Source organism: Paraburkholderia sp. A1RI-2L, from assembly GCF_048957375.1.
GTDB lineage: Bacteria > Pseudomonadota > Gammaproteobacteria > Burkholderiales > Burkholderiaceae > Paraburkholderia.
On sequence record NZ_JARBTA010000002.1, the window covers coordinates 1,297,215 to 1,312,942 of the forward strand.

Annotated in this window: 17 protein-coding genes; 12 read left to right on the forward strand and 5 right to left on the reverse strand. The window is 68.1% G+C overall.

Annotated elements, in window-relative coordinates; genetic code table 11:
- The first annotated feature begins 108 nt into the window (after window positions 1–108).
- Both PWP93_RS20760 and ppsA read left to right on the forward strand, forming a co-directional pair.
- Window positions 109–558, forward strand: coding sequence for a universal stress protein (locus tag PWP93_RS20760; RefSeq protein ID WP_421026746.1), 450 nt, complete (start codon window positions 109–111; stop codon window positions 556–558).
- Window positions 555–2,990, forward strand: coding sequence for a phosphoenolpyruvate synthase (gene ppsA / locus PWP93_RS20765; protein WP_421045762.1), 2,436 nt, complete (start codon window positions 555–557; stop codon window positions 2,988–2,990). Before PWP93_RS20760 ends, ppsA begins: the two co-directional genes overlap by 4 nt.
- Window positions 2,991–3,037: 47 nt before the next feature.
- Here the strand turns inward: ppsA and PWP93_RS20770 are convergent, their stop codons facing one another.
- Together PWP93_RS20770 and PWP93_RS20775 are read right to left on the reverse strand one after the other, a co-directional pair.
- Complete coding sequence (locus PWP93_RS20770) at window positions 3,038–5,935, reverse strand: AMP-binding protein (RefSeq protein ID WP_421045763.1); 2,898 nt, start codon at window positions 5,933–5,935, stop codon at window positions 3,038–3,040.
- 37 nt (window positions 5,936–5,972) lie between these two features.
- The gene (locus PWP93_RS20775; protein ID WP_421026749.1) at window positions 5,973–6,191 is read right to left on the reverse strand and encodes a ChaB family protein; all 219 of its coding nucleotides are present in this window, start codon (window positions 6,189–6,191) and stop codon (window positions 5,973–5,975) included.
- 261 nt (window positions 6,192–6,452) lie between these two features.
- On the opposite strand from PWP93_RS20775, the gene PWP93_RS20780 reads away from it, so the two are divergent.
- Window positions 6,453–6,944 (forward strand): hypothetical protein, encoded by a 492-nt coding sequence (locus tag PWP93_RS20780; protein WP_421045764.1) that lies wholly within the window; start codon window positions 6,453–6,455, stop codon window positions 6,942–6,944.
- Window positions 6,945–7,036: 92 nt separating this feature from the next.
- On the opposite strand, the gene PWP93_RS20785 is transcribed toward PWP93_RS20780, so the two are convergent.
- On the reverse strand, window positions 7,037–7,384 hold the full coding sequence (locus tag PWP93_RS20785; RefSeq protein WP_421026751.1) for a hypothetical protein: 348 nt from the start codon (window positions 7,382–7,384) through the stop codon (window positions 7,037–7,039).
- A gap of 189 nt (window positions 7,385–7,573) precedes the next feature.
- Here PWP93_RS20785 and PWP93_RS20790 point away from each other — a divergent pair, with 189 nt between their 5' ends.
- Together PWP93_RS20790 and ftsH are read left to right on the forward strand one after the other, a co-directional pair.
- Window positions 7,574–8,068, forward strand: a complete 495-nt coding sequence (locus tag PWP93_RS20790; RefSeq protein WP_421026752.1) for a BON domain-containing protein — start codon at window positions 7,574–7,576, stop codon at window positions 8,066–8,068.
- Window positions 8,069–8,134: 66 nt separating this feature from the next.
- A complete protein-coding gene (gene ftsH, locus PWP93_RS20795; RefSeq protein WP_421045765.1) occupies window positions 8,135–10,051 on the forward strand; it encodes an ATP-dependent zinc metalloprotease FtsH in 1,917 nt (638 codons plus the stop codon).
- Between the two features lie 121 nt (window positions 10,052–10,172).
- On the opposite strand, the gene PWP93_RS20800 is transcribed toward ftsH, so the two are convergent.
- Both PWP93_RS20800 and PWP93_RS20805 read right to left on the reverse strand, forming a co-directional pair.
- Window positions 10,173–10,613 carry a hypothetical protein gene (locus PWP93_RS20800; protein WP_421045766.1) on the reverse strand — a complete coding sequence of 147 codons (441 nt, stop codon included), beginning with the start codon at window positions 10,611–10,613 and terminating at the stop codon, window positions 10,173–10,175.
- Window positions 10,614–10,660: 47 nt separating this feature from the next.
- Entirely contained in the window at window positions 10,661–11,311 is a 651-nt protein-coding gene (locus PWP93_RS20805) for a nitroreductase family protein (RefSeq protein WP_421045767.1), read from the reverse strand.
- 217 nt (window positions 11,312–11,528) lie between these two features.
- Here PWP93_RS20805 and PWP93_RS20810 point away from each other — a divergent pair, with 217 nt between their 5' ends.
- The 7 genes from PWP93_RS20810 (at window position 11,529) to PWP93_RS20840 (ending at window position 15,728) form a co-directional block, all read left to right on the forward strand.
- Entirely contained in the window at window positions 11,529–12,179 is a 651-nt protein-coding gene (locus tag PWP93_RS20810; RefSeq protein WP_421045768.1) for a BON domain-containing protein, read from the forward strand.
- Between the two features lie 159 nt (window positions 12,180–12,338).
- Window positions 12,339–12,947: an NAD(P)H-dependent oxidoreductase gene (locus PWP93_RS20815; RefSeq protein WP_421045769.1), complete on the forward strand. Its 609-nt coding sequence runs from the start codon at window positions 12,339–12,341 to the stop codon at window positions 12,945–12,947.
- Window positions 12,944–13,828: a TIGR00730 family Rossman fold protein gene (locus PWP93_RS20820; protein WP_421045770.1), complete on the forward strand. Its 885-nt coding sequence runs from the start codon at window positions 12,944–12,946 to the stop codon at window positions 13,826–13,828. Before PWP93_RS20815 ends, PWP93_RS20820 begins: the two co-directional genes overlap by 4 nt.
- A 49-nt stretch (window positions 13,829–13,877) precedes the next feature.
- Window positions 13,878–14,342 (forward strand): hypothetical protein, encoded by a 465-nt coding sequence (locus tag PWP93_RS20825; protein WP_421045771.1) that lies wholly within the window; start codon window positions 13,878–13,880, stop codon window positions 14,340–14,342.
- A 17-nt stretch (window positions 14,343–14,359) separates the two neighbouring features.
- On the forward strand, window positions 14,360–15,010 hold the full coding sequence (locus PWP93_RS20830) for a BON domain-containing protein (protein WP_421045772.1): 651 nt from the start codon (window positions 14,360–14,362) through the stop codon (window positions 15,008–15,010).
- Between the two features lie 23 nt (window positions 15,011–15,033).
- Window positions 15,034–15,264 (forward strand): hypothetical protein, encoded by a 231-nt coding sequence (locus PWP93_RS20835; protein WP_421045773.1) that lies wholly within the window; start codon window positions 15,034–15,036, stop codon window positions 15,262–15,264.
- Complete coding sequence (locus tag PWP93_RS20840) at window positions 15,261–15,728, forward strand: CBS domain-containing protein (RefSeq protein ID WP_421045774.1); 468 nt, start codon at window positions 15,261–15,263, stop codon at window positions 15,726–15,728. The genes PWP93_RS20835 and PWP93_RS20840 overlap by 4 nt, the downstream gene beginning before the upstream one ends.

Sequence of the window (15,728 nt, forward strand, 5' to 3'; positions counted from 1 at the left end):
GGCGGTGTTCCGGCCGCGTTTGTCTCTTGATGCAAATCAATGGCGTGACGCTGGCCACACCGAAGATGTGGCATCAGGCAAGGGATATCCCGAGTGAGGAGGCCGACCATGTACGACAAGATTCTGGTGGCGTTCGACGGCAGCGAGACGTCGAAGCGGGCGCTCGCCGAGGCGCTGCGCGTCGCGCGGCTGACCGGCGCGCAACTCTATGTAGCGCATGTGATCGACATTCTGGCGCCGTTCGGCATGGGCCTGTCGTACGTGCCGGCGGACCTGATCGCGATGTATCGGGAAGACGCCAGAAAGCTGCTGGATGCTGCGCACGCCGAGGCAAAGGCGGCCGACGTGCACTGCGAAACGGAACTGCTGCAGCTGCAAAGCGTGACCGACAGCGTGGCGGATTGCCTGAACCGCTGCGTCGCGCGCGTGGGCGCGCAGCTCGTCGTGCTCGGCACGCATGGCCGGCGCGGCGTGAGGCGCGCGCTGCTCGGCAGCGTGGCGGAGGAATTCGTGCGCGAGACGGACTGTCCGGTGCTGCTCGTGCGGGGCCATTCATGAGCGCCGCATCCGCTGCGGTCGTCTGGCTTTCGCAGGTCACGCGCGCCGATCTCGCGCGCGTCGGCGGCAAGAACGCCTCGCTCGGCGAGCTGATCGCGAACCTCGCGCCGCACGGCATCAAGGTGCCGCCGGGCTTCGCGACCACGGCGCAGGCCTATCGCGACTTCATCGAAGCAAACCGCCTCGATGAAACGATCGCCGCCGCGCTGGACGAGCTGCACGCGCAGCGGCGCACGCTCGCCGAAACCGGCGCGTTGATCCGCGCGGCAATCCTGCGCGGCGAATGGCCCGCCGCGATTGCGGACGCCATCCACGCCGCTTATGCGGACCTGTGCCGCCAGAGCGGTCAGGAGAAGCTGAGCGTCGCCGTGCGCTCCAGCGCGACCGCCGAGGACCTGCCCGAGGCGAGCTTCGCGGGGCAGTTCGAGACCTTCCTGAACATCTCCGGCGGCCCGGCGGTGCTCGACGCCTGCCGGCGCTGCTACGCGTCGCTCTATACCGACCGCGCGATCAGCTACCGCCAGGCCAAAGGCTTCGACGCGCTGAAGGTCGCGGTGTCGGTAGGCGTGCAGCAGATGGTGCGCGCCGACCTGGGCGGCGCGGGCGTGATGTTCTCGATCGATACCGAGACCGGCTTCGAGCGCGTCGTCCTGATCGACGCGGCTTGGGGGCTCGGCGAGAACGTGGTGCAGGGCGCCGTCGACCCGGACGAATACGAGGTCTTCAAGCCGCTGCTGGACGACCCGTCGCTTGCGCCCATCGTCGGCAAGCAGCGCGGCGCCAAGACCCTCAAGATGATCTGCGTGCGCAGCCGCATGCAGCCGACCCGAAACGTGCGGACCTCGCTGGCCGAGCGCCGCGCTTACGTGCTGCAAGACGACGAAATCCTGAAGCTCGCGCGCTGGGCCTGCCGGATCGAGGCGCACTACGGCTGCGCGATGGACATGGAGTGGGCGAAGGACGGCGCGACCGGCGAGATCTTCATCGTGCAGGCGCGCCCGGAAACGGTCCAGTCGCGCCGCGATGCGGGCGCGCTCAAAACCTGGCACCTCGACAAAGCCGGGCCGAAGCTGCTCTCGGGCGTGAGCGTCGGCGAGGCGATCGGCGCGGGACCGGTCTGCGTGATCGAGCAGCCCCGCGACATGGCGCGCTTCGTGGACGGCGCCGTGCTGGTCGCGCAGACCACCGATCCGGACTGGGTGCCGGTCATGCGGCGCGCTGCGGCGATCGTCACGGATCACGGCGGCCGCACCTCGCACGCGGCGATCGTGAGCCGCGAGCTGGGCCTGCCGGCCATCGTCGGGACCGGCAATGCCACGCGCGTGCTGCGCAACCGCCAGAAGGTCACGGTGAGCTGTGCGCAGGGCGAGCAAGGCGCGGTGTACGAAGGCATCGCGGACTTTCACGCGCAGGAGATCGACTTCTCGCATCTGCCGCCCACCCGCACCGCGATCATGCTCAATCTCGCCAACCCCGCAGCCGCGTTTCGCTGGTGGCGCATGCCTGCCGACGGGGTGGGGCTCGCGCGCATGGAGTTCGTGATCGGCAGCCAGATTCGCGTGCATCCCATGGCGCTGGTCCACTACGACCAGCTGAAGGACGAGCGGGCGAAGCGCATCATTCGCGACCTGAGCGCCGGATACGCCGACAAAACCGCTTATTTCGTGGACCAGCTCTCGCGTGCGCTCGGGCGCATCGCGGCCGCGCACTTTCCGCATCCCGTGATCGTGCGCATGAGCGACTTCAAGACCAACGAGTACGCGAACCTCGTGGGCGGCGCGCAGTTCGAGCCGCACGAAGCCAATCCGATGCTCGGCTTTCGCGGGGCGTCGCGCTACTACTCGCCGCTGTACCGCGAAGGCTTCGCGCTCGAATGCCGCGCGATCCGCCGGCTGCGCGAAGAGATGGGCTTCACCAACGTCGTCGTGATGATCCCGTTCTGCCGCACGCCCGAGGAGGCCGACCGCGTGCTCGCGGTCATGCGCGAGAACGGTCTCGAGCGCGGGCGCAACGGGCTCGAAATCTACGTGATGTGCGAGATTCCCTCCAATGTCGTGCTGGCGCGCGAGTTCGCGCGGCGCTTCGACGGCTTTTCGATCGGCAGCAACGATCTCACGCAGCTCACGCTCGGCGTGGATCGCGACTCGGCGCAGCTCGCCGGGCTCTTCGACGAGCAAAGCGATGCGCTCAAGTGGATGGTGCGCACGGTGATCGCCGAGGCCCACCGCGCCGGCGCGAAGGTCGGCCTGTGCGGCGAGGCGCCCGCGCATCATCCCGAGTTTGCCGAGTTCCTGGTCGAGTGCGGCATCGACTCGATTTCGGTGAACCCCGATAGCTTCGTTGCGCTCAAGCAGCGCGTCGCGGCCAGCGAGTCGGCGCGCGAAACGCATGCCGGCATGCCGGTGACGCTTGCCGGGCGGGTGCCGTTGTGAGGGGCTGCCGTCTTTGAGCAGCGTTTTTTGAGCAGCGCTGGGCGGCGTCATGTCGAGATGGGCGCCTCCTCCGGCGCGCCCGGGACGGGTTCGGCTGGCGCGGGCTGGGCCGCCGCGTCCGGTTCGCCGCATTTCGCGAGCAGCGCCGCACGCGTGCGCTCGCGCAGGTTCGCCATGGCGCGCAAATCGCTGCCTTGCGCGTCGACCGGCGCCAGAATCTCGACCTCGATCTCGCCGCGCTCCGCAATCCAGTGCCCGTCGCGCAATGCCGCGCGCGCGCCGCGCAGCGCCACGGGCAACACCGGACGGCCTGCCAGCACTGCGGCGCGAAACGCGCCCAGCTTGAACGCGCGCAGCCCGGCGGCAGCCACGAAGGTTCCTTCGGGGAAGAACAGCAAGGTTTCGCCGGCGCGGGCGCACTCGACGAGCTGCGCTTCGTCGGCGAGGCTCTGGCCATAGTCGTCGCGCGCGACGAAGCGCGTGCCGAGCGCGCGCAGCAGCGTGCCGACGAACGGCCGGCGCGCGAGCTCGCGCTTGGCGACGAAATGGACCGGCGCGGGCAGCGCGGCGAGCAGCGCGATCACGTCGAGATAGCTTGTGTGATTGACGGCCAGCACCGGATGCGCCGTGCGGCTGAAGTGCTGCGCTCCATGCAGCGTCGTGTGCAGGCCCGCGGCGCGCAGCACGAAGCGGCACGCGCGAGCGGCCGAGCGCCAGCGGCGCGCGGGGTTGCGATCGAGCGCGACCTGGATCCAGACGGCCGGAAATGCCAGTGCGACGAGCGACCCGCACCACAGACCGCGAGCGATGTGCCGCAGCGAGTGGCCGGCGGCCCGCGCGAGCGGGACCGCGCTGGCGGCGGCGAGCGCGAAGCTTTGGCGCCATGGCGCGAACGCACCCGAAGGTGGGGCGGCGGGCGCGCCGTGGCGCAGACGCTCGAGCGTTGCGGCGCGGCGGATCTTGCCGCCAGGCGTCTTGAGGATGCCATGCGGCGCGACCAGCACGATGCGCTCCGCGGGCGCGCCGCACAGCCGCAGCACGATGGCGTTGACGCGCGCCTGAAGATCGGCGCGTTCGGCGGCTTCGCCCAGTGCGGTCTCGACGATCACGACGAGGCGCTCGGTGCCCGCGAGCGGATCGGGCTCGCCGCAGGCGGCCACGCCGCCCGGCTCCACGCCGCCCAGTTGCCCGATCGCGTGCTCCAGTTCGTCGGGGAAGAGGTGGCGGCCCGCACGGATGATGAGGTCCTTCGCGCGCCCCGTGACGAAAAGCTCGCCGTCCGCGAGATAGCCGAGGTCGCCGCTGTCGAGCCAGCCGTCGCGCACGAGGCGCGCGGTTTGCTCAGGATTGCGAAAGTAGCCTGCCGTGGCGCTCGCGCCGCGAAACTCGATATGGCCGATGTGGCGTTCGGCGAGCGCCTGGCGCTGGTCGTCGACGATGCGCAGGCGCGTATCCGCAAGCGCATAGCCGCAGGCGACGAGCGCGAGGGTGTCGTCGCCCGCGTAGGCGGGCACCGCCTCGCTGCGCGTGGCGAGCGCTTCGCGCTGCACGAGATCGACGCGCAGGCCGCGCGACGGCGCGGGGAAGGTGACGGCAAGCGTATTTTCCGCGAGGCCGTAGACCGGTGTGATGGCGCGCGCGTCGAACCCGAGCGGCGCGAAGCGCGAGGCGAAGGCTCGCAGCGTGTCCGGATTCACGGGCTCGGAGCCGCAGAACGCGAAGCGCAGCGAGGCGAGATCGAGCCCAGCGAGCGCACGCTCGGGCACGCGCCGCGCGCACCAGTCGTACGCGAAATTGGGCGCGGCCGTGATCGTCGCACGGCGTTGCGAGATCGTTTCGAGCCAGACCGCGGGGCGGGCCAGAAACGCGAGCGGCGACATGGCGACGAGCCCAAAGCCGAAATAGAGCGGAGCGAGCCACGCGCCGATGAGCCCCATGTCGTGATAGAGCGGCAGCCAGCTCACGAGCGCGTCGCCGGGCTGCACGCCCATACGCTCGCCCATCGCGCGGATGTTCGAAAGCAGGTTCGCGTGGCTCAGCATGACGCCTTTGGGTTCGCCGGTGCTGCCGGAGGTGTACTGGAGCAAGGCGAGATCGTCCGGGCCGGCCTGGATCAGCGGCACCTCGTCCTCGCTATGCGGCTGGGCCGCTTCGAGGGCCGTGCAGGTGAACACCTGACGCAGCGTCGGGACTTTCAGCCGGAGCAATTGCGCCACCGGGCCGAGCGGCCCTGCGGCGATCAACGCCGAGACCCCCGCATTCGCGAGGATCGGCGCGTGGCGCGCGATGTGCTCCTCGACCTGCGCGAGGCTCGTCGGCGGATAGATCGGCACCGGAACCGCGCCGCACAGCACGAGCGCCGCGAAGCCGACGAAATAATCGATGCTGGTGGGCAGCATCAGCGCCACTCGCGCGCCCGGATCGACGCCGCGCGCGCGCAGCGCGTTGGCCGTGCGCGAGGCGCGCTCGAACAGTGCGCCGTAACTGAGTTCCGTCGCGGCGCCTGGCTCGATGAGCGTGAGATGAAGCCGGTCCGGATGCCGGTGCGCGTGCCACTGGAGCACTTCGGCCAGTGTGCGCGCTTGTTCCGGCGCCGCCGATGCGGACACGCTGCGCGCCGCCAATGCGGCTGGCGTACCCGCCGTGCCGGCGCGGGGCGCGGCCTCCGCGCCCCGCTCGATGGCCGCGAGCAGGTCCCCCGGCGTGATGGCCGCGAACGCATCGGGCGGCAGCCGCACGCCAAAGGCTTGCTCGATCCGCTCGGCCAGTTCGGCGCGCGCGAGGCTGTCGAAGCCGAGATCGCGTTCGAGATGCGTCGTCATCGAAAGGCGCCCGGGCGGGTGTCCTTCGCCGTGCAGCTCTCCGGCAAGCGTGTCGACGAGGCGCACGATGCGTGCGGCGCGGCTGTCCTCGATATCGCGGTCGTCGTGCGGCTGCGGATTCATGGCAATGCCCTCATGCAAGGAACGCACCGGAAATCGTTCAGCGCGGCACCCAATACGTGTGCCCGCGCGGGCCCTCGCGGGCGTAGAGCCGCTTGACGGCCGCCCAAGCGATCCGGCGCGCCGCTTCTTCATGACGCGGGTCCCAGGCGTGGTCGGCCCAGGCGCGATTGAATGCGGCGCGGAAAATGTCCTGCGCGTGCGGCGGCAAGTGATTGCGCACGCTCGCGGGCAAATCGTCGTTGGTTGCGTAAGGCATGGTGGCAAGGCGCGCGTGGCGCAGGAAACCAGTCGGAATAGTCAGAAGACTCGCGCGCGCGGAGGGGGCGGCGGCTGATACAGGTCAAGAAAAAGCCGGTGCGCGCCTCGTCCGGCCATCGGGTCTCCGGATGACGGCGATAACTGATGCAAGTCAATCATGCGAAGAACACGGCCGCTAGATTGGACGAGGAATGCGACTCCCCGCATGGACTCGTGTGCTGCGGATCTCGGCACACATTCGAATGATCAGGAGAATGAAATGAGCGATATCCCCTCGAGCATGCCGCTTCAGCCTGCTTCCCCGTCGAGCATTGGCACGCGCATGGCGCAGATCGGCTTCGATCAACTCGCGGCCGCGCTGGCGCTGCAAGCGAAGTGCATTGAACGCGATCGCGCCGCCGCGCAGCGCGTGGGCGATGCGCTCATGCACGCGCGCGCCGGCGATGCGGGGGCTATCGCGCAGGCCTCGCAAGCGATGACGCGCGAGTACCTTGCGGCGAGCATTGCCTTGTGGGAGCAAGGCCTGGTTTCGGCTGTGAAAAATCAGGCGGCATACGGAGCGTTGCTTCGCGACGCGGTCTTCAATGCCGGAAACGCCTGGTGGCGGGCGGCGCCGGCCCAGATGGCGCGGCGGGCCGGAACCGCGCCGCAGGCGGCGGACTGGATGTCCTGTCTTGGGCCGTTCATGGGCATGCGTCCGGACGGCGAGGCGAAACCCGCGAGTGCGCAACATCACGCGACATCCGCGTGATCGTCGCGCCGCGGGGACGCGCATCGAGTGCGCGAGGCTGCCGCTGCCGCCGCGCATGATGCCTCCCCGGGCTGCCCGCGGCGCGCCAGCGCTCAGGATCGTGCTTGCAGCAGGAGATCGAACATCAGGACGGCTGCCGAGCAGAGCAGCCCCAAGCCGATATTCGCCAGCCTGTGACCCAGGTCGGGACGCGGCCCGGCCGCAGACGCCATCAGGAATATCGTCTGAGTAACGATCTGGATGGCGAATAAAACCAGCATGATCAAAAACTCGAATCCCGCCTGGTTGAACCCAAAGAGGTTCCAGCCATGCTGGGAGATCCACCAGGCCACACGGTAAATCTCGTAGATCGCGAGAATCGCGGGAAAGCCGTAACTCGCCAGATAGGTGGGGACGGTTGCGTGACGCAACTCCGGATGAAAGTGATGGATGTGTGCCATGGCGACCTCCTCGCATCATGAGATTTCATCGTGGTCGTCCGAACCCTATTCAGACTGATCTGCATCAAACGAATCGCCGCCTGCGGGCCGATAGTGGTCGCAGCCGCACGCGAAGCGGAAAGAAGCGCCGCCTCGGCTCGCGACCGGCTGCTTCGCGGTGTATCTGGAAAGCTGAACGGGATGTACGCCATGAAAAGCAACCCACAACCGGGGCAGGACGTACCGGACCAGCTGGCGCTCGAGCGGCCGGCTGCCAACCAGCACAGCGACGACGAGATCGCGACGATGGCGCGCGCGGTCCTGCACTGGACAGCCGGAGTGCCGCAAAACGCCGTCGAGGTCGAGGCGGTGCGCGGACATCTCTTCTTGCAAGGAACCGTCGAATGGGAATGGCAGCGCGAGCTAGCGGTCCGGACACTGACGCAGTTGCGCAGCGTGTCCGGCGTGACGAGCCGCGTGACCGCCCGCCGGCGCACCGATCCGGGCAGGATTGCCGAGCGCATCCGCAAGGCGCTGCACTACCACGTTGAAGATGAGGCGGTCCGAATCCATGCCGAGATCTGCGAGGGGGTGGTGACGCTCCGGGGCAAAGTGGGCTCGGAGGCCGAGCGCGCCGTTGTGCGCGGCGTGGCGTGGTCGCAGCCGGGCGTGCGCGCGGTCGTCGACGAACTCGTGCTCGCGTGACGCGGCACGGGTGAGCCGGGCCGCTGGGCCGCCGGCCGTCGAAATGCAACGAGGAGCGAGTTCAGCATGGAGAAGAAGTTCGATTCCGGCGGCGTCGTGTTTTTTATCGGGCTCCTGTTGCTGCTGGCGCTACAGCTCTTCTGGGGCACGCCGAACGTGCCGCCGCTCGCGTACAGCGATTTTCTGCGCCTCGTCGACGCGCACGCGGTCGACAATCTCGTGATCAGCCCCACCCGCATTACCGGAGAGCTGCGCACGGAACAGGCCAAAACGATGCTGCCGGCTTCCGAGGCCGCCGCGTTCGGCACGGGGCCGGCGCCTTATTTCTTTGCGACCACGCGTGTTGCCGACGACGCGCTGCCGTCCCGTCTCGCCGCCGCCGGCGTGCGCTATAGCGGCGCGCTCGACAGCAACTGGGGCGGCACGCTGCTCGGCTGGCTCGCTCCGCTCGTGCTGCTAGTGATGGTGTGGCAGTTCATGATGCGCCGGGGCGGCGGCGCGCGCGATTTCATGGGCATCGGCAGAAGCCGTGCGCAAGTCTACGTGCAACGCGAGACGAGCGCGACGTTCAACGATATCGCCGGCATCGACGAGGCCAAAAAAGAGCTTCAGCAAATCGTCTCGTTCCTGTGCAATCCGGACCGATACCGCCGGCTCGGCGGAAAAATACCCAAAGGCATCCTGATCGTCGGCGCGCCCGGCACCGGCAAGACCCTGCTCGCGAAGGCGCTCGCGGGCGAGGCAGGGGTGCCGTTTTTCTCCATCAGCGGCTCCTCGTTCGTGGAAATGTTCGTCGGCGTGGGGGCGGCGCGCGTGCGCGACCTCTTCGATCAGGCACAGCGCCAGGCTCCGTGCATCGTGTTCATCGACGAACTCGACGCGCTCGGCAAGGTGCGCGGCGCAAGTCCCATTTCGGGCAACGACGAACGCGAGCAGACGCTCAATCAACTGCTCGTCGAGATGGACGGCTTCGAACCCAATGCGGGCGTCATCTTGCTCGCGGCGACGAACCGGCCCGAAACGCTCGACCCGGCGCTGCTGCGTCCCGGCCGCTTCGACCGCCACATCGCGATCGACCGCCCCGACCTGGTCGGGCGCCGGCAGATTCTCGCCGTGCATACGCGCAAGGTGCCGCTCGCGCCCGATGTCGATCTGGAGGAGCTGGCGGCACGCACGCCCGGCTGCGTGGGCGCGGACCTCGCGAACATCGTGAACGAGGCCGCGCTGCATGCGGCGGAAGCCGACCGCTCGAGCGTCGCCATGGCGGATTTCGACGAGGCCATCGACCGCTCGCTCGCGGGCTCCGAGCGCAAGAGCCGCGTGATGAACGCGCAGGAGAAGCAGACCATCGCCTGGCATGAGGCGGGCCATGCGCTCGTGGCGCAAAGCCGCGAGCACTGCGATCCGGTCAAGAAGGTGTCGATCATCCCGCGAGGCGTTGCCGCGCTTGGCTATACGCAGCAGGTGCCCACCGAGGACCGCTATGTGCTCAGGCGCAGCGAGCTGCTCGACCGGCTCGATGCCTTGCTCGGCGGACGGGTCGCGGAAGAGCTGGTATTCGGCGACGTCTCCACCGGCGCGCAGAACGATCTGGAGCGCGCGACCGCGATGGCGTGGCACATGGTGGCGCGCTACGGCATGAGCGAACGCATCGGTCTCGCGAACTGCGCCGACCACGACGGCATGGCGCGCGCGCTCGGCGGTGCGGATGGCCCGCGCTGCGGCGAGCACACGGCGCAGCGCATCGACGACGAAGTGCGCCGGCTGCTCAACGAGGCGCACGAACGTGTCGCGCACACGCTCGCCGAACGGCGCGAGGCGCTCGACAGGATTGCCAGGCGTTTGCTCGAGCGGGAAGTGCTCGAGCACGACGAACTGGTCGCGCTGATTGCGGGCGAGTCTGTTCCGGGTGCCAGCGCCGGGCAAAGCGCGGAAAATGCTTCGGATGTCAAAGAGAACCAGAGTGTCGAACCCGCAGCGTGAGGATGAAGCGCGCGGGTGCGCGCGCTTTTCTCCGTGGTTTTCTGATTCACTCCTCGCGGATCACGGATTCCCGCCCGTTCGACGCACCCGCACCGGCCGGACAGATGCAGAAGCTCCGGGTTCAGCAGGCCGCCGCCCGCTTTGACCCCCGCGCCGGCAACTGCCCCCAGCCGACCGGCGCATAGACGGTTCCGCCCGCGAGTTCGACCCGTTCGGTGAAGTGCTGGAGCGTCGCGCCCGCCATGATGTGCACGGGCGGGCCGCCGAAATAGCTGTCGGTGCGCAGCCAGGGCGCGCGCCGGTCGTTGATCTCCTGCACGCTGTAGGGGTGCGCGTGCTCGCCCGTTTCCGGCGTGAGCAGCGGCCCGTCGAAGGCGACCTTGAGGATCTGGTCGGGTTCGCCGCCATAGGGCAAGCCGGCCTCCGATGTATAGGGCGAGCGCTCCCAATGGTCGCCCCATTGCTGATCGAGCGGCACGCGCGTGAAGTACGCCCACGGCGCGTGCACATAGCAGAGACGGTAGGTCTCCTGAACGGCGGTCAAGTCGACGCGCGTCGTCATCGCCAGCTTCCTGTTTCGCGGTGTTTCGCGGGCGCGGTGTGAGCCGCTTACGCTGCCGCCGGGCTGCCGACGGTCTGCGCGAGCACCGGCGTTTCGTCCTCGTTCAGGCGCAGCGCGTCGGCGAGCAAGCGATGGTTGATCCAGCCGCGCACCACGGTGGCGAGGCCCTCGGAGGCGCAGTAGAGCGAGACGTTCTGGCTGATCGCGCCGGTGGCGATAGCCGCGAACAGCTCGCGCTGCTGGCGCGGCGCGGCGAGCACCTGCGAGCCGCGCAGCACGTACACGAGATCGAGCGGCGCCTTGCCCACGAAGTCCTGGTAGCCCGTCATGTTGCGCGCGTCGACGGCGTGCTTGAGCGCAAGCCGGTTGAACTGGGGCTCATAGCGATAGACGCCGTGAGGCAGGGCGACATAGACATCGATCTCATTGAAGCCGTGCGCGGAGGGCGCGGTGTGGCCGCCGGTTTCGGCGCGGTTCACGCCGTTCGCGGCCCACAGCAGTTCGCCCAATGTGTCGAGCGTCATGGGCGTGTCCGCGTAGGCGCGGGTGCTCCTGCGCTGCGCGAGCGCTTTCATCAGCGGCGCGCCGGCGTCGAGTCGCGGGCGCGGCAGGTCGATAAAGGCGGGCGCCTCGCCGCTCGCGGGAGCGGGCGGCAGCAGCGGCGCGGGCTGGTAGTCGATGCGTTGAAATTCGGTCATGGCGTTCTCCAGATGGTTCACAGCCGGCATCCGTTTGCTGCTTTAGTCTCGACGCCCGGCGCGGGTGCGCGATTGACTCAGATCAATCGGGGCGGTGCGTATGACGAGCGCGTCGCATCGTGCCGGCCAATGCACGACCAATTGACCGGGATCAGCCGCATGGCGATGGGCTGCGCCATGCTCGAACCGGTAGGGATAACGAACCATGGAGCGGACCATGAAAACGGATGAAGCACTCAGGCAGGACGTGGAGCAGGAACTGGCGTGGGACATGGCGCTCGACGCCTCGGGCATCGAAGTGGCGGTGCGAGACCGCGTCGTCACGTTATCAGGGCGGGTGCCCGACTATGCGCAGAAGCTGGCGGTCGAGCGCGCCGTCGAGCGCGTGGCCGGCTGCCGGGCGATCGTGGTGGAATTGTCGACCGATCGGCCTGCGGGCAACGCGCATCCCGACGCCGATCTGGCCGCCGCGATCATGGTCGCCCTGCACTGGCAAGCGGGCTTGAGCGGCGACGCGGTGCGCGTGGAGGTCGAACGCGGCTGCGTGACCCTCATCGGCGACGTGGATTGGGGCTACCAGCGCAATATGGCCGAGAAAGTGGTGAGCCGCATGCGTGGCGTGGTGGGTGTGGCCAACCGGTTGAACGTGCGCAACAGCGACGCGGCGTTCGAGGTCGCGCAGCATATCAGCGCGGCGCTGGCGCGGCGGGCGCAGCGCGATTTCGCGGGCATCCACATCGACGAGAGCCATGGCGTGGTGACGCTGAGCGGCACGGTCGCTTCGCTGCGCGAGCGGCGCGCGGCTTGCGGCGCGGCTTGGGCGACGCGAGGCGTGCGGGCCGTGGTGGATCGGCTGGTCGTGCAATGAACCGCCGCCAGGCGCGGCGCGCGCGCTCACTGCAGGCGTCCGTCGCGCGCGATCCGCATCGTTGATATGTGTCAATTGGATCGCGCCGATGGCGCGCACGATCGAGGTGTCGGTGCAGCAAAAGTGCTGCGCGCTTCGAATGTAAAGGGAGCCCTCGCCATGCAGAAGCATCTGATCGTGGTCGCGCATCCGGTGGAAGACAGCTTCACCATGAGCCTGGCGCGGACCTATGTCGGCGAACTGATCCGCGCGGGCGACGACGTGCACGTGCACGACCTTTACCGGATGGGGTTCGATCCCGTGCTGTCCGCACGTGAACTGATCGACGGGAAAGACGTGCACATTCGCATGGTCGACGTGCTGGCGGCGCAGGAGGACCTGCTCGCGGCCGATGTCGTGACGGTTATCTATCCGCTCTGGTGGATGTCGATGCCCGCGATGATGAAGGGCTACATAGACCGCGTGTTCAGCCGCGGCTTTGCCTACGAGGTGGAGCAGGGGAACCTGCGCGGCCTGCTGTCCGGGCGCCGGGCGGCGGCGGTCACGGTGTCGGGCGCGCCGCTTGCCGCGCTCGTGCAGGACGGCCGCTGGCAGGCGATGGAGCTGCTGCAGGACACGCACATCTTCCGCGCGGCCGGATTCGAGTTCGTCGGGCATCTGCACTTTGACGAAGTCGGGCCGGCGATGGACCGTTCGACTGCCGCCGCCGATCTCGCGCGCGTGCGCGAGTTCGTGCGCGAGCACTTCGCTTCGGTGCCGGCAGCATGAGCACGATCGCGAGGCGTGCGCGCCGTCCTGCCCGCAAGGCGCGGCAGGCGCTGCCGCCGCGCGTGCGCCGCCTGATCGAAAGCCCGACCTACGTTCAGGCAGACGAGGACAGCGCCTTCCTGCGCCGCCCCGAAATGTGCGGCGTGCGCCTGCAGCTCGATTACTGGAAAGCCGCCGAGAAGCTGCAGCAGTTCGGCATTTGCGAGACGGTCGTGGTGTACGGAAGCACGCGCGTCGAAGCCCCCGCTCGCGCGCGCCGCATGCTGGCCGTGGCGCGCGCGCGGGTCAAGGCGGACGCCGCCGATGCGCAAGCTCAACGCGCCGTTAGCGCGGCCGAGGCGCGGGTCCGGCATAGCGTCTATTACGAAATCGCGCGCGAGTTCGGGCGGCTGGTCGGCGCCGCGGATGCGACGCCGAGGCTTGCGCGGCTCACGATCGTCACGGGCGGCGGCCCCGGCATCATGGAGGCGGCCAATCGCGGTGCGTTCGAAAGCGGCTCGCTTACCGTCGGCATGAATATCGCGTTGCCGCGCGACCAGCTTCCGAACCCGTATCTGACGCCCGAGCTGTGCTTCCGGTTTCACTACTTCGCCATCCGCAAGCTGCATCTGCTGGAAAAGGCGAAAGCCGCGGTGTTCTTTCCGGGCGGCTACGGAACCTGCGACGAATTATTCGAAGTCCTGACGCTTTTGCAAACCCGCAAGATCGAGCCGATTCCGGTGGTGCTGGTGGGCGAAACCTACTGGCGCGCGCTCATGGATTTCGACTTGATGGCCGAAGAAGGAATGATCGCGCCCGGCGATCTCGCGCTATTTCGTTTTTGCGAGAGCGCGGAGCATATCTGGTCGGCCATCCGCGAGTGGTACGACGCAAGAGGATGAGCGCATGTGGACGCAGGCGCACGCGGTGTTTTCAAGGCAAGGAGGAGTGATGAACTGGCTCGCAGAATATTTTTCGCGCAGAACCCCGGTGGTCAATATGTCGATGTGGGTCTATCCGCCGCTTTTGCTCGGCCCGGAAGGGCCGGTCGCACAGCAGCCGCATTGCCTGCCGTACCCCGGCGTCGAACTGGTCTTCAGCCCCGGCGAGTCGGTGCGGCGCGGCACGCGCAGCGACGAGCTGCCGGCGCGATACGAGATGCGGGGGCCGGCCACGCGGGAAGTGCGGGAAATGGCGCAGGGCCGCGCGTTCTTCCAGTCGATCGAGATCTTTGCGCCGTCACGTTACAACCGCGACTTCCTCATCCGGGTGAACGACGCCTTCGCGTTCGTGCCGGTCTTTTCCGCCGATGGCGCGCCGGGTTTCTTCGGCACTTGCGTGGAGCAGCCGGGCGCTTCGCCCGCACCGCAGCAGATGCCGCAGCCATGGTGCTTCCGGGGCTATATCAGCATTTAGATCAGGAGTGACCTGCAATGAAAACCGATATCGAATTGAAGCGCGACGTGGAAGCCGAATTCGCGTGGGACAAGTCGATCAATCTCGCCGAGATCGGCGTGGAAGTGTCGAACGGCGTGGTCACGCTGTCGGGGCATCCGGCCAGCTTCGCGCAGAAGCTCGCCGCGGAGCGGGCGGCGGGCAGAGTCTCGGGCGTGCGCGGGGTCGTCGTCGAAATGGAGGTGCGTCTGCCGCGCCACGACATGCGCAGCGATGAGGATATCGCCAACACGGTGCGCTCTATTCTCGAATGGACCGTCGGGCTGAACAACCAGAACGTGCAGGTGCAGGTCGAGAAAGGCTGGGTCACGTTGACGGGCGATTGCGACTGGGGTTACCAGAGCCACGCCGCGCAAAGCGCGATCGCGCGCATGCGCGGCGTGACCGGAGTAACCGACAAAATCCGCATTCGTGGCGAGGCCTCGGCCGAGGACATCGCAAGCGGCATTCGCGATGCGATCCAGCGGCACGGGGATCGCGAAGCGAAGCACATCGGGATCGAGATCGACGACGGCACGGCCATCCTGACCGGCAAGGTCGCCTCGCACGCCGAGCGGCGGCTCGTGTGCGGGGCGGCGAGGGCGACGCCGGGCGTGCGGGCGATCGTCGATCTGCTGAACATCGAATGAATGGCAACGCAAGGAGCACGGTCATGTATCGCTTGTTTCGCCGATTCGAATGGCTGGCGTTCAGCTTGGTGACGGCGTCGGCCATCGCTTGTGCGGGTTTCATCGTCGTCGAGCGATGCGGCGGCGTGCCCGTGCAGCGCTTTTTCGATGCGCTCGCCGCCAATGCGGCTGCCGACAACGCGCTCGCCTGCGAGCAGGCGAGCCAGCCGGCCCCGTGCGCACAACTCGAGGCCGAATGGAAGGGGGCGCAATGAACGCTTTAGCGCTATGCACGCGCGAGGTCGCCACGTGCGGCCCGCAAGCAACCATCGTTGAAGCAGCGGCCAGAATGCGCGCGCTGCATGCGGGCGATCTCGTGGTGGTGAACGAGGAGGGCGGCGTGCGCGTGCCGGTCGGCATGCTCACCGATCGCGACATCGTGCTGGCCGTGGTGAGCCAGGATGCGTCACCGGCGACGCTTTATGCCGGAGACGTGATGTCGGCGCCCGCCGTGCTCGCGCGTGGCATCGACGACTTCTGGCTGCTCGCGAGGCGCATGCGTCTGCATGGCGTGCGCCGGCTGCCCGTGGTCGGCGACGACGGCGGGCTGGTGGGAATCGTCTCGCTCGACGACCTGATTCATGCGGCCGCGACGCTGCTCGACGAGCTGCGCCTCATCGCGGCGCGCCAGCAACATTTCGAAGCGAAACACCGCGGCGAGCCGAAGTCGTTCGAGTAG

What these genes read in the sequence shown, in the direction of transcription:
- PWP93_RS20760 (WP_421026746.1), top strand. Translation starts at nt 109, where the DNA reads ATGTACGACAAGATTCTGGTGGCGTTCGACGGCAGCGAGACGTCGAAG.
- ppsA (WP_421045762.1), top strand. Translation starts at nt 555, where the DNA reads ATGAGCGCCGCATCCGCTGCGGTCGTCTGGCTTTCGCAGGTCACGCGC.
- PWP93_RS20770 (WP_421045763.1), bottom strand. Translation starts at nt 5,935, where the DNA reads ATGAATCCGCAGCCGCACGACGACCGCGATATCGAGGACAGCCGCGCC.
- PWP93_RS20775 (WP_421026749.1), bottom strand. Translation starts at nt 6,191, where the DNA reads ATGCCTTACGCAACCAACGACGATTTGCCCGCGAGCGTGCGCAATCAC.
- PWP93_RS20780 (WP_421045764.1), top strand. Translation starts at nt 6,453, where the DNA reads ATGAGCGATATCCCCTCGAGCATGCCGCTTCAGCCTGCTTCCCCGTCG.
- PWP93_RS20785 (WP_421026751.1), bottom strand. Translation starts at nt 7,384, where the DNA reads ATGGCACACATCCATCACTTTCATCCGGAGTTGCGTCACGCAACCGTC.
- PWP93_RS20790 (WP_421026752.1), top strand. Translation starts at nt 7,574, where the DNA reads ATGAAAAGCAACCCACAACCGGGGCAGGACGTACCGGACCAGCTGGCG.
- ftsH (WP_421045765.1), top strand. Translation starts at nt 8,135, where the DNA reads ATGGAGAAGAAGTTCGATTCCGGCGGCGTCGTGTTTTTTATCGGGCTC.
- PWP93_RS20800 (WP_421045766.1), bottom strand. Translation starts at nt 10,613, where the DNA reads ATGACGACGCGCGTCGACTTGACCGCCGTTCAGGAGACCTACCGTCTC.
- PWP93_RS20805 (WP_421045767.1), bottom strand. Translation starts at nt 11,311, where the DNA reads ATGACCGAATTTCAACGCATCGACTACCAGCCCGCGCCGCTGCTGCCG.
- PWP93_RS20810 (WP_421045768.1), top strand. Translation starts at nt 11,529, where the DNA reads ATGAAAACGGATGAAGCACTCAGGCAGGACGTGGAGCAGGAACTGGCG.
- PWP93_RS20815 (WP_421045769.1), top strand. Translation starts at nt 12,339, where the DNA reads ATGCAGAAGCATCTGATCGTGGTCGCGCATCCGGTGGAAGACAGCTTC.
- PWP93_RS20820 (WP_421045770.1), top strand. Translation starts at nt 12,944, where the DNA reads ATGAGCACGATCGCGAGGCGTGCGCGCCGTCCTGCCCGCAAGGCGCGG.
- PWP93_RS20825 (WP_421045771.1), top strand. Translation starts at nt 13,878, where the DNA reads ATGAACTGGCTCGCAGAATATTTTTCGCGCAGAACCCCGGTGGTCAAT.
- PWP93_RS20830 (WP_421045772.1), top strand. Translation starts at nt 14,360, where the DNA reads ATGAAAACCGATATCGAATTGAAGCGCGACGTGGAAGCCGAATTCGCG.
- PWP93_RS20835 (WP_421045773.1), top strand. Translation starts at nt 15,034, where the DNA reads ATGTATCGCTTGTTTCGCCGATTCGAATGGCTGGCGTTCAGCTTGGTG.
- PWP93_RS20840 (WP_421045774.1), top strand. Translation starts at nt 15,261, where the DNA reads ATGAACGCTTTAGCGCTATGCACGCGCGAGGTCGCCACGTGCGGCCCG.